The sequence below is a fragment of the Arthrobacter sp. AK01 genome, assembly GCF_021109375.1.
In the GTDB taxonomy this organism is placed as follows: domain Bacteria; phylum Actinomycetota; class Actinomycetes; order Actinomycetales; family Micrococcaceae; genus Arthrobacter.
In genome coordinates, this window is record NZ_JAJOHP010000103.1 from 1 (window position 1) to 12,341 (window position 12,341).

8 protein-coding genes and 1 tRNA gene are annotated in these 12,341 nt (G+C 64.2%); 3 read left to right on the plus strand and 6 right to left on the minus strand.

The genetic code is table 11. The annotated features are described in order from the left end of the window. Positions 1 to 142 precede the first annotated feature (142 nt). From LN996_RS22105 to LN996_RS22120, 4 genes are all read right to left on the minus strand, one after another. The gene (locus LN996_RS22105; RefSeq protein ID WP_231343205.1) at positions 143 to 1,300 is read right to left on the minus strand and encodes a globin domain-containing protein; all 1,158 of its coding nucleotides are present in this window, start codon (positions 1,298 to 1,300) and stop codon (positions 143 to 145) included. A 156-nt stretch (positions 1,301 to 1,456) separates the two neighbouring features. After that, positions 1,457 to 1,927 (minus strand): Rrf2 family transcriptional regulator, encoded by a 471-nt coding sequence (locus tag LN996_RS22110; RefSeq protein ID WP_231343207.1) that lies wholly within the window; start codon positions 1,925 to 1,927, stop codon positions 1,457 to 1,459. A gap of 40 nt (positions 1,928 to 1,967) precedes the next feature. Continuing rightward, entirely contained in the window at positions 1,968 to 2,423 is a 456-nt protein-coding gene (locus tag LN996_RS22115; RefSeq protein ID WP_231343209.1) for a hypothetical protein, read from the minus strand. Between the two features lie 8 nt (positions 2,424 to 2,431). After that, positions 2,432 to 3,850, minus strand: a complete 1,419-nt coding sequence (locus LN996_RS22120) for a phosphomannomutase/phosphoglucomutase (protein ID WP_231343213.1) — start codon at positions 3,848 to 3,850, stop codon at positions 2,432 to 2,434. Between the two features lie 125 nt (positions 3,851 to 3,975). Here LN996_RS22120 and LN996_RS22125 point away from each other — a divergent pair, with 125 nt between their 5' ends. Continuing rightward, positions 3,976 to 6,141, plus strand: coding sequence for an ATP-dependent DNA helicase RecQ (locus tag LN996_RS22125; protein ID WP_231343214.1), 2,166 nt, complete (start codon positions 3,976 to 3,978; stop codon positions 6,139 to 6,141). A 121-nt stretch (positions 6,142 to 6,262) separates the two neighbouring features. Next, a complete protein-coding gene (locus tag LN996_RS22130) occupies positions 6,263 to 7,696 on the plus strand; it encodes an MFS transporter (protein WP_231343216.1) in 1,434 nt (477 codons plus the stop codon). Positions 7,697 to 7,734: 38 nt separating this feature from the next. Here LN996_RS22130 and LN996_RS22135 read toward each other — a convergent pair. Together LN996_RS22135 and LN996_RS22140 are read right to left on the minus strand one after the other, a co-directional pair. Continuing rightward, positions 7,735 to 7,822, minus strand: a tRNA-Ser gene (locus LN996_RS22135). Positions 7,823 to 7,975: 153 nt separating this feature from the next. Then, the gene (locus LN996_RS22140) at positions 7,976 to 10,222 is read right to left on the minus strand and encodes a prolyl oligopeptidase family protein (protein WP_231343218.1); all 2,247 of its coding nucleotides are present in this window, start codon (positions 10,220 to 10,222) and stop codon (positions 7,976 to 7,978) included. Between the two features lie 60 nt (positions 10,223 to 10,282). Here LN996_RS22140 and LN996_RS22145 point away from each other — a divergent pair, with 60 nt between their 5' ends. After that, a complete protein-coding gene (locus tag LN996_RS22145; protein ID WP_231343219.1) occupies positions 10,283 to 12,220 on the plus strand; it encodes an FAD/NAD(P)-binding domain-containing protein in 1,938 nt (645 codons plus the stop codon). Positions 12,221 to 12,341 lie beyond the last annotated feature (121 nt).

Here is a 12,341-nt window from a genome sequence, read left to right on the forward strand (position 1 = left end):
CGCTCGCCCGCCGGGTCCCGCAGCCCCCCGCGCTCCTATCTGCCCCACCCTCTTTTTCTTCCTGACCTCCTCCCGCCCGCGCTCTCGGTCCTTGTCCCGCCCCCCCCCCCCCCCCCCCCCCCGCCGTCGTGATGTGCGTGCTTTAGTTGGCGAGCCAAACGTCCGGCCCGAACACTTCGTAGTGGATCCGGGTGGCCGGGATGCCGGCGTCGATGGCTTCGTCACGGATTTTCTTCATGAAGGGGAGCGGTCCGCACAGGTAGAGCGATGCCTCGGCGGGCAGGTCTACTTCCCGCAAGGACATGAAGCCTTCGCTGGCACCGGCATGGGGTGATTCAAGCCAGAGCTGCAGCTCTGCGTCGATCGTCGCGGCGTCTGCCGTCATCTGGCCCCTCAACGCCCAGTTGTCCATGGTCTTCTCGGCATGGAGGACCATAACCTGCCGATCCGTGCCGGACTCCGCGAGCGAGCGCAGAATGGACGCCGTGGGAGTGCATCCGATTCCCGCGGATGCCAGGACGACCGGTCCATCGCCATCCTTGAGGGTGATCTCGCCGTAGGGGTTCGAGATCTCCAGTATGTCGCCAGGTTCGACGCCGGCATGCAGGGCGGTGGATACCTCGCCGCCGTCGTTGAGTTTGGTGGTGAAGGTTCGGTTGGTGCCCGTGTCACCGGACAGCGAATACTGGCGCACTTGGCGCAGGCCGTCGCTGAGGCGGACCTTGACGCTGATGTATTGACCCGGGATCGCTTCCGTGGCTGGGGTGTCGTCCGCAGCTTCCAGGGTGAATGTCATGGCGTCCGCGCCCGCGGCTTCCTTGGCGGTTACGCGCCACGGCATCCACATTTTTGTGTTCGTCTGGGAAGCGTAGAGGTCCTTTTCGAGCTTGATCAGGGCGTCGGCCATCAGCCAGTACACCTCGGTCCAGGCTTCCGCAATGTCCGGCGTGATGACGTCGGCCAGGTCTGCGGCGATGGCGGCGAACAAGTGCTCATGGACCACGCCGTACTGATCCTCGGTGATCCCGAGTGAGGCGTGCTTGTGGGCGATCCGCGAGAGGACCTTTTCGGGCAGTGTGCCGGGGTTGTTCACCAGGTGGGTTGCGAACGCCGCGATGCTCCCGGCGAGAGCCCGCTGTTGATCGCCTGAACGCTGGTTGGACCGGCTGAAGAGGCCATCGAGTAATTCGGGATGCGCTGCGAAAAGCCGCTGGTAGAAGTCGGCCGTGATCGAGCCGATCCGTGCACCCACCAAAGGGAGGGTTGCTTCGATGATGGGCCGGGACTTTTCCGAGAGCATGGTTCTCCTGGGTGTAGGGGTCAGCCTTGACTGGCCGATATATAAGCATTTCAAATGCATATATTTATACCTCAATTTCTACACTGCGTAGAAGAGTTGTGCAAGCTGTGAAGGGGCCAGCTGCCAGGGAAGTCGTTCCGGGGTTGCCGAGGGCGCTTACGGCTGGGTGGCCGGTACCCTGAACTCCGGGCGCAGCCCGATGGATTGGAACACCGGGTTCATCTGGCGGGCGTGGGGGAGTGAAGCTATGACCACGGTATCGAGCTCGCGGTAGAAGGCCTCCCGGGCGCGATTCATCGCGTGGCGCAGGCCGCATTCAGTGATAAGCGGGCAATTCTTTGTGGGAGATTGGCACTCCGCCGGATCCTGCCGGCTGTCCAAATGCCTAAGGACTTCCCCGACGGTGGCCCGCCGTCCGGATTCATTGAGCCGGGAACCGCCCAGCCGGCCACGTTCGACGTCGATGTAACCCAGTGCACGCAGGCGGACCATGGCCTTGCTGACGTGGTTGTACGGTGTCCCGACGGCGTCGGCCACTGCCTGGGTGGTCAGCAGCGTACCGTCGGGTGCCGCGGCCAACACCATGATGGCGCGGAGGCTGACATCTGCGAACGCGTTTATCTTCATGGGATCAGCTCACGGGTCGGGTCCAGCTCACGGTTAGGGTCTAGTCCACCCAGATGGATGGCTCGTGTGTATCGGGTTCCATCGCGTTGAAGGCAAAGCCCTCCGCCGTGGGAGAGTACGGGATGATGGCGGCCAGAACGTCGCCGTTCCGGTGCTCGGCTGCGCCGTGGATACCGTCAGATCCATGGTCCGGCAGGCTGACGTCACTTACTACTGCGATGGCCCGGAACTCATCACGGCCCTGGCGGAGAAGGTCCTGGATGTCCGAGAGCATCTGACCGGCGTCGACGTCACCGTTTTCGTCCGGCTCGCCAGGAGCAATCATCACTATCCGCAGCTCGCCGTCCTCGGACAACGTGACTCCGAACGGGAAGAAACCGCCGTTCTGCTGGAGATGCTCCTGGGCGGTTCCAAGCGCGGTTCCCAGGGTTTCACGGAGTTCGCGATCCTGGTCCGATTCTCCTGAAACGCCATCGGTGACGGGCTGGTCACTCATGCCTGGACCTACGCCCGGACCAGTGCGAGGACGCGGTCGCGGATCTTTTCCATGGTGGACTGGTCCTTGGCTTCTGCGTTCAGGCGCAGGAAGGGCTCGGTGTTGGACGGGCGCAGGTTGAACCACCAGCTGCCATCCTTGGCCGCGAACGTGCTGCCGTCCATGTGGTCGATGTCGATGTCTTCGGTTTCAAAGTCGATGCGGACGCGCTCGACTGCGCCTGCCTTGTCCTCGATTTCCGAGTTGATTTCACCGGAGGAGACGTACGGCTCGTACTGGCGGCCGAGCTCGGAGAGCGGACCGTCCTGCTCGCCGAGGGCGGCCAGGACGTGCATGGCAGCAAGCATGCCGGTGTCGGCGTTCCAGAAATCCCGGAAGTAGAAGTGCGCTGAGTGCTCCCCGCCGAACACGGCGCCTTCCTCGGCCATGACGGCTTTGATGAAGGAGTGTCCCACGCGGGTCCGTACCGCACGGCCGCCGTCCTTGGCCACCAGTTCGGGCACGGCCTTGGACGTGAGGAGGTTGTGGATGATCACAGGGGTGTGTTCCCCTGCTGCCTGGGCGCGGGCGATCTCCCGGCGGGCAACCATGCCGGTGATTGCGGACGGAGAGACCGACTCACCCTTTTCGTCGATCACGAAGCAGCGGTCAGCGTCACCGTCGAAGGCCAGACCGATGTCCGCGCCGTGCTTGATGACAGCGGCCTGCAGGTCGCGGAGGTTTTCCGGTTCCAGGGGGTTGGCCGGGTGGTTGGGGAACGAACCGTCCAGTTCAAAGTAGAGCGGGACGATCTCGAACGGCAGTGCCGGGAGCAATTTGTCTCCAAGGACTGCCGGGGTGGTCAGGCCGGCCATGCCGTTGCCGGCGTCCACGACGATCTTCAGCGGACGGGAGCCGGAAAGGTCCACGAGTTTGCGCAGGTATTCGGAGTAGTCCTTCAGGACGTCGTGCACGCCGATCTCGCCGCGGTTGGCCGCTGCAGGGATGGTGCCGGAGTTCAGGTACTGCTCTGCGAGGGCTTGGATTTCCTTCAGGCCGGACTCGGAGGAGATGGGCTGGGCACCTGCCTTGGCCATTTTGATGCCGTTGTATTCGGCAGGGTTGTGGCTGGCGGTGAACGTGGCGCCGGCGGCGTTCAAAGCGCCGCATGCGTAGTAGAGCTCATCTGTGGAGATCAGGTCCAGCAGTTGGACGTTCGCTCCACGCGTGGCTGCGCCGTTGGCAAAGGCCTGGCTGAACTCGGGCGAGGAGGGACGCATGTCGCCGCCGACCAGGACGGTCTCGCCCTCGAGGCCCAGGACGTCGATAAAGGCAGCGCCCACGGCCTCGACGATTTCAGCCGTGATGGATTCACCCACGATCCCACGGACGTCATACGCCTTGAAGGATGCCGAGAGGTCGAATGTCTTGTTCTGCTCGCTAGTCACGCGCTCAATCCTACTGTGGCAACGCAATTGGGCATGAATGCGGAAGGGAGCTATGTGGATAGCCGTTGTCCACATAGCGTGGATGAACGGTTCTGGCTGTCAGGGTCGGCTGGAATACTGGGGTGATGGCCAACAACTCCCAGAACGCTGCCGTTTCCGTGCAATCACCCACCCAGCAACAGGCTTTGGCGTGCCTGCGGGAGTTGGTGGGGCACCCCGAAGCGCAGTTCCATGACGGCCAGTATGAAGCGATCGAGGCATTGGTTGATGCCGGCCGGCGGGCGTTGGTTGTCCAGCGAACCGGTTGGGGAAAGTCAGCTGTCTATTTCGTCGCATCGTTGCTGCTGCGGAGACGGGGAGCGGGTCCAACGCTGATTGTCTCGCCCCTGCTCGCCCTCATGCGTGATCAGGTTGCCGCCGCCGCGCGGGCAGGTGTGCGTGCCGTGGCCATTAACTCTGCCAATGCTTTGGAATGGGACACAGTCCTGGCCCAGTTGGCCGCAGACGAGGTGGACGTCCTCTTGGTTTCTCCTGAGCGTCTGACAAATCCGTCCTTCAGGGAGAACCAGCTCCCGGAGCTCATCCGTCGTACCGGTCTCCTGGTGATTGACGAGGCTCACTGCATCTCGGACTGGGGGCACGACTTCCGGCCCGATTACCGACGCATTGCCGATCTCATCGCGCAGTTGCCGGCATCCGTGCCAGTCCTGGCCACTACAGCCACAGCCAATTCCCGGGTGGTCCATGACATCGAGGAACAACTCGGCGACGGAGTGCTGACCATCCGGGGTGCTCTCGGCCGTGAATCACTGCGCCTCGGCGTTCTGACCCTGCCCGATTCCCGGGACCGGTTGGGTTGGTTGCTGACTCACCTGGCCGACATGCCCGGCAGCGGGATTATCTACACGCTCACGGTTTCGGCCGCAGAGGACACCGCCCGGCTCCTCGCAGAAGCGGGACACAACGTCCTGTCTTACACGGGACGGACAGATCCCGCGGACCGGGAACGCGCTGAGCAACTCCTCAAGGACAACCAGGTGAAGGCCCTCGTGGCCACGTCCGCCCTGGGAATGGGTTTCGACAAGCCGGACCTGGGCTTTGTCATCCACCTTGGCGCGCCGTCTTCACCTGTTGCCTATTACCAGCAGGTTGGACGTGCTGGACGTGGGGCAGCCAACGCGGACGTCTTGTTGCTTCCCGGCTCTGAGGACCGTGAAATCTGGCAGTACTTTGCCACAGCCTCCATGCCATCCGCGGAAAAGGCCGACGCCGTACTGGCCGTCCTCGGGGAGGCAGGATCCGCCCTCTCCACCGTCGCGCTGGAAGCCCGGGTGGATCTTCGCCGCACGCCGTTGGAACTCCTCCTCAAAGTCCTGGCAGTTGACGGCGCAGTAGAACGCGTCGGCGGGGGGTGGCGTTCCACCGGCATGCCGTGGAACTACGATGCCGAGCGGTACGCGCGCATCGCCGAGGCGCGTGTGGACGAGCAGGACTCCATGGTGATCTACCAGGACACCGCAGGTTGCCGAATGGAATTCATCACCTCAGTACTGGACGACGAAACAGCTGCCGCGTGCGGCCGTTGCGACAACTGCGCTGGCCGTTGGTTCCCCGTGGACGTGGCAGCCTCGGCAGCCGACACCGCGGGACAAACCCTGCGGCGAGCCGGCATAGCCGTGGAACCACGCCTTCAATGGCCCAGCGGCATGGACAGGCTCGGGGTTGCGGTCAAAGGCAAGATCAAGCCCGACGAGAGCGTGTCCGAAGGGCGGATCCTGGCCCGGCTAACCGACCTCGGGTGGGGCGGAGCCCTCCGGGAGTTGTTCGCCGCCGGCGCTCCGGACCGCGCCGTAGACCCTGCCATGCTGCAGGCATGCGTCCAGGTACTGCGCGAATGGTCAGGGGCTGAAGGCGGAACCCCGTGGAGCGGGGTCGGCCGTCCTGCGGCAGTTGTCAGCATTCCGTCACGGAGCAAGCCGCAGCTGGTCGAATCCTTGGCCCAGGGAATAGCCGGTATTGGGCGGATGCCTTACCTCGGGCAACTGCAGCCCCAGCACGGTGGGCCAACGGGAGCTCGTGGAGGCAACAGTGCATATCGGCTGGCCGGGGTCTGGGACAGGCTCGTGGTCGGTCCCGAACTTGCCCAGGCCTTGGCAGGTACCGGGGGCCAACCCGTACTGCTGGTCGATGACCTCATTGACAGCCGATGGACCATGACCGTCTCGGCCAGGGCACTGCGCCAGGCCGGGGTGGGTGCGGTCCTCCCGCTGGCGCTGGCCCAAGCGGGGTAGAGCGGCTGCCCAGTCCGGTAGGACTGCGTCATGTTGTGATCGCTCCCACGCTGCCTCTATAGGATCGACCAAACAGCCCGCTCCCTGTCGCGGGCCATACGCCAGAACCCGGACCGGAGCCATGAGCACAAACCCGAGCAGCACAGACGTCGACGCAGCCAACCAGACGAGTTGGCGGCCGCGCCTGGCACTGCTCGTGGCGGCGACGTTCTTCATGGAATTCCTGGACGGGACCATCCTCACGACGGCCATCCCCAGCATCGCCTCCGATTTCCGGGTGGCACCTGCTGACATCAACATCACCATGACGGCGTACCTGGTGACGGTCGCCATGGGCATTCCGTTGAGCAGTTGGCTCGCTGAGCGGTTTGGCGCTCGCAGGATCTTCTGCCTTGCGATATCCGTGTTCACCATTGCCTCGCTGCTCTGTGCGATCAGCACCGACCTGACTATGCTCACGCTCAGCCGGGTGGCGCAGGGCATGGGCGGGGCCATGATGGTTCCCGTAGGCACCCTGGTGGTGCTGCGGGGCACCCCCAAATCCGAGCTTCTCCGGGCTACCGCTTATCTGGTGTGGCCCGGGCTCCTTGCTCCTGTCCTGGCCCCGATGGTGGGCGGCGCCCTCACGACCTTCCTTTCATGGCACTGGATCTTCATCATCAACGTCCCGCTGGGCCTGGCTGCCTTCATTGCAGCCCTCAGGCTGGTGCCGCAAACGCAGTTCGACGGGAAGCGCCGGCTGGACTGGTTCGGCTTGCTGCTCACCACCCTGGGTGTAGGCGCGTTGGTGGTGGGGCTGGAAACCCTGGGGGGACACGCATCGAATGTGCTGGCCGCGGGAGTGGTTTCCGCAGGGGTGCTGTCGCTCGCGGGCGCGGTCTGGTGGATGAGCAAGGCGAAAGTTCCGCTGTTCAACCTCAGCGTCTTCGGAACCAGGACGTTCAGGGCAACATCCACCGGGGGTTTCATATACCGGCTGACCATCAGTTCTGTCCCTTTCCTGCTGCCGCTGATGTTCCAGGACGGGTTCGGTTGGGATCCCCTCAAGGCCGGGGTGATGGTGGCAGCGGTGTTCGTGGGCAACATTGGGATCAAACCGGCCACTACGCCCTTGATCAGGCGTTTCGGGTTCAAGCCCGTGCTGGTCTTTGCGTCGTTTGCTTCGGCCGTGACGTTTGCGTTGTGCGCTTTCCTTGATGCCCAAACACCCGAGCCGCTCATTTTCGCCTTGTTGCTGTTCAGCGGTGCCTTCCGTTCCATCGGTTTCTCCGCGTACGCCTCGGTGCAGTATGCGGACATCATCCCTGGACAGTTGCCCTCGGCCAACGCCATCTCCGCAACGCTGGTTCAGCTGGCGGCTGCGGCCGGGATCGCGGTGGGTGCCTTGTTCCTGCGCCTTTTTGAGGCCACAGACGTGTTCGGCCCGGACCAAGTGTCGGCGTACAAGGGGGCCTTCGTAGCCATGGCGGTGCTGATGCTGGTCAGCACTGTGGACAGCCTCACGCTTCATCGGCATGCGGGGGCCGAAGTCAGCGGCGGAGCGAAGCGCGGTTAAACGCAAAAGGTCCCGGTTCGAAAACCGGGACCAATTCGCGGAGACGGGGGGATTTGAACCCCCGGTGGAGTTGTGCCCCACACTTCATTAGCAGTGAAGCCCATTCGGCCGCTCTGGCACGTCTCCCTTTGCTATTGCTAGCCCACCAAGGATACGCAGAACCTGCGGTCCAGTGCAAAACGCGGCCATTCGCCCGCCCATTTCGATGGTTCGCTGCAGGATAGGCCGTTGGCACGGCATGGTGCGCAGGGAACCATCGAATCGGGCCCGGCGGAGAGGTTAGTTGCTTCCAGCCAGCGAACGCCACAGGAAATGGTTGCTCCGTGCCTGCAAAGCCGCCGCTTGCCGGTTGTCCGAGGCTCCGGCATGTCCGCCCTCAAGTGCCTCGTGGAACCAGACGTTCGGGATCCCCATCGCCTGCATGCGGGCGGCCATCTTCCGGGCCTGGACGGGTCCCACCCGGTCATCGGACGTGGCGGTCCAAATGAACGTTTCGGGGTATTCCACACCGTCGTGAAGCAGGTGGTACGGCGAGAACGTGCGGATGAACTCCCATTGTCCGGGGACATCGGGATCGCCGTATTCGGCAATCCACGAATACCCCGCGGACAGCTTGGTGTACCGGCGCATGTCCAGAAGTGGCACGCCGCAGGATACGGCACCGAACAGTTCGGGGTACTGGGTCAGCATGTTTCCCACCAGGAGCCCGCCGTTGGAGCCGCCCACGCAGCCCAGGCGGGGGCGGCTGGTGACGCCGCGGGAGATCAGGTCCCTGGCCACGGCAGCGAAGTCCTCATAGGCACGGTGCCGGTTTTCCTGGAGGGCGGCGCGGTGCCATGAGGGTCCGTACTCGCCGCCGCCTCGGATGTTGGCCACAACGTACACGCCGCCACGCGAGTGTGCTTCGGCGCCGTCCTCGGCGGAGGCGCCCACTGTGCGCCGCTCGAGCCAGGCCCGCCCTATGGATCCGCTGTACGCCGGGGTCCGGGAAATTTCGAATCCGCCATAGCCGGAGAGCTGGGTGGGGTTCTGGCCGTCGAGCACCAGGTCCTTGGACGCGACCTGGAAATAGGGAACCTTGGTTCCATCCTCAGAAACCGCAAAGTGCTGCTGGACTTCGTATTCGGCTTCGTTGAAGAACGACGGCGACCGCTTCACCTCGGCGTGTTGGCTCACCACACCGCCGGACTGCCCGCCATCAGACTGCCCATCCGCACCGCGTGTCAGGGTTCCGCGGGTCAGGGTAGTGGGGGTGGTGAAGCCGGTGGCCACCAGCCAGAAGTCATTGCCGCCAGGGCCCTGGTCTTCGTCGTCCACGGCATAGGCGTTGACGTCGTGAAGCGGCGGGCACGCATCCAGGAGGGTGGATCCCCACACGCCGCCGGCGTCAACAGTGGATGGATCCAGCACCCGGATCTCGGAGGAGACATCGCGCAGGAGGTTCAGCAGCAGGTATTCCCTGGTCCAGCTCCAGGACTGCAACGACGTTTGGGCGTCCGGGGTGAAGAGGACCAGCAGGGAACGGGACCCCGCAAGATACGAATCGAAGTCAGCAGCCAGCAAGGACCCCGCCGGATACACAATGCCGGCAACATCCCAGTCCTGCTGCGGACGGAACAGCAGCCAGTCACGGTGGGCGCTGATATTCACATCGGTGGGAACGTCTATCGCCACCCATGAGTCGTCCTTCAGCAACGACGTGGTGCGGTTGTAGAAGTCGATGTAGTCCACGGCGAAGGTGCGCTCGTAGCCTGGGGTCGAGTCGTGGGCCACCATTGCCAGCATGTGGTCCTCGGGGATTTCAAAGAGGCGCTCGGCCTGGGCAAGCGATTGGCCGCGGCGCAGCCTCACACCGGTCCGTGCGTAGGAGGAGGTCGTCGCGGGCAGCCCTTCGGCGGTGCTGGACACCAGGAGGGTGTCCGCATCGAGCCAGCTGACGTTGCCTTTGGCTGTGGGGAGGTCAAAGCCGCCGTCCACGAAGGTGCGGGATTCGACGTCGAACTCGCGGTGGCGGTCAGCGTCGCCGCCGTCGGGGGAGAGCGAAACCATAGCCAGCCGGTACTCGCTGCCATCTGCGGGACGGAGGAAACCGGCGCCGTGGAACACCCACTCGACACCCTCAGCGGCGGCCAGGGCATCTATGTCCAGCAGGACATCCCACTCCGGCTCCTCGCTGAGGTAGCTCTCCCAGGTGGTGCGGCGCCAGAGGCCTTTGGGGTGTTCCTGGTCCTTCCAGAAGTTGTAGTAATAGTCGCCACGTTTGGAGACCATGGCGATGCGGTCCGTTGAGTCGAGGACTTCCAGGATGCCGGCTTCAACAGCGGCGTACTCGGAGTCCTCCAGGAGTTCCTCGGTGCGGGCGTTCTGTTCGCGGACCCACGCCAGCTGTTCTTCGCCGTGGATGTCTTCCAGCCAGACGTTTTCATCCGTGGGCTCAGGCGCGACGTCCGCAGCGTGGCGCGGTCCGGCGGCCGTCGCAGTGTCATTCTCGGGAAGTGGCGTCTGATCAGCTTCTGTGGTGGTCATCGCCCCATCCAAGCAACACTGTTCAACGGTAAGCAAGTCACGCAGAAGTTAGGCTGGAGCGTGGATGAATCGCAAACCAACCGTGTTGCCCTGATTGGGGCCGGCCCTCGGGGCACCAGTGTCCTTGAGAGGCTGCTTGCGAATTGGGCCGCGCAGACACCTGAATCGACCGCCCTGCACATCCATGTCGTGGATCCTTTCCCGGCCGGTTCGGGCCATGTGTGGCAGCCGGAGCAGTCGCGCCTGTATCTGATGAACACCCAGTCCTTCTACCCGACGCTCATCCCTGAGGAACCCGGGCTTGCCCAGCCGTTGACGGGTGGTTCGTTCGACCAGTGGCGTGAGGCCCGGCGTCGTGATGGTGCGGGCCTGAACGCCGCCGAAAAGGCGGAGCTGGCTGTCCTGGACTCGCACGACTTCCCCAGCCGGGCGCTGTACGGACGGTACTTGAGGCAAACCCTGGAGGGGCTGCTGAACCGGCTGCCCGACGGCGTTGAGGTCACCTTCCACGAGACACTCGCCGTGGCTGCCCGGCCTGTGAAGGACGGGTTCGACGTCGAACTGGCCAACGGTGCGTCCCTCACCGTCGGCTCCGTGGTCCTCGCGCTGGGACATATCGAGTCCCGCCTGAATCCCGAGCAGCGCTCTTTCAAGAGGGCCGCGGACGAACAGGGTCTGTTGTACTTCCCGCCCGCGCCGCCAGCGGACGTGGACTGGCGGGCCGTGCCGGACAACGAGCCAGTACTGGTCCGCGGTATGGGGCTGAACTTCTTCGACGTGATGGGGCAGTTGACGGAAGGCCGGGGAGGCACGTTCGTTGAGGCGGGTGTGCCTGGGGCCGGTGTGCTGGAGTACCGGGCATCGGGCCGGGAGCCGAAGATCATCGCCGCCTCCCGCAGGGGCACGCCGTACCGGGCCAAAGCGGGCCTGGACGGCTACTATCCACGCAGCATCACCATGCGTTACCTGACCGAAGACGCCGTGGACCGGTTCCGCGCGGCCGGAATCCAACCGGGCTTTGACCACGACCTCTGGCCACTGCTTCACCGCGACGCGCTGTGGGCCTACTATTCGACGTTGGCCCGGTCCCAGCCCACGGCAATAAAGGACCCTGCCCAGTTCCTCGCTGATCTTGAGGACGCACTCCAGCCGCATGCGCACACCACCACGCATTGGGAGGGCAGCGTGGGCGATCTCGTCGAAAAGCACGTCGTTTCCTCCCGCCGGTTGAACCTCCGTGGACTTGCTGCACCGCTGGCAGGACGCACCTTTGCCTCCCGGGGTGAGCTGGACGCGGCCATTACCGCGTACCTGGATGATGATGCCCGGCGATCGGCCTTGGGCGAAGCGGACCCGGTCAAGATGGCCATCGGCGCCCTGCACACCGGCCGGGCAATCCTCAAGTCGGTGGTGGCAGACGGCGGCATTACGGACGAGTCATGGCTCGCAGGGTTGCGGGGCTGGTTTGAGTCCTTCGTTGAAGGACTGGCCAGCGGAGCGCCTGCGCTGCGCTCGGAGCAGTTGGCCGCCTTGGCGCGTGCCGGCGTCGTGAGTTTTGTCGGACCGGACCCGAAGTTCAGCGTGGACAGGGGCGAAAGGGTGTTCCGGGCGGTTTCGCCGTGGGTACACGATGCGCCGGTTGAGGCGCCGACGCTCATCGAGGCGATGTCGCCGGCAAACAGGGTGGGCATGAACGTCTCCCCGCTGCTGGAGCAACTGATGGCTGATGGCTTGGTGCGTACCAAAATCATGATGGGCGGTGAGGGCGCGCCCGTGCAGACCACAGGCCTGGACGTGGAACCGCATCCCTACCGGCCCGTGGCTGCGAACGGATCCGTCACAAAACACCTGTTTGTTTTGGGCCTTCAACTTTCTGCGACGCAATGGGGCACGGCCATTGCCGCGGAAGCCCGGCCGCGGACCGGACCGGCCTACGCCAGCGGACAGCGGACCCTCCGCGACGCCGATGAGATCGCCCGTAGCATTCTGGCCCGATAGCGGCGCGGGGCGTGATGACTCATGTCAAGATGCTCGCGAAAGTGTTGTGCGTGCCTCAGTTATTTCTGCTCGCGTGATTGAGGCTTCCAGAGCCTGTGTTTTCGCGGCGGCGAGGGCGATG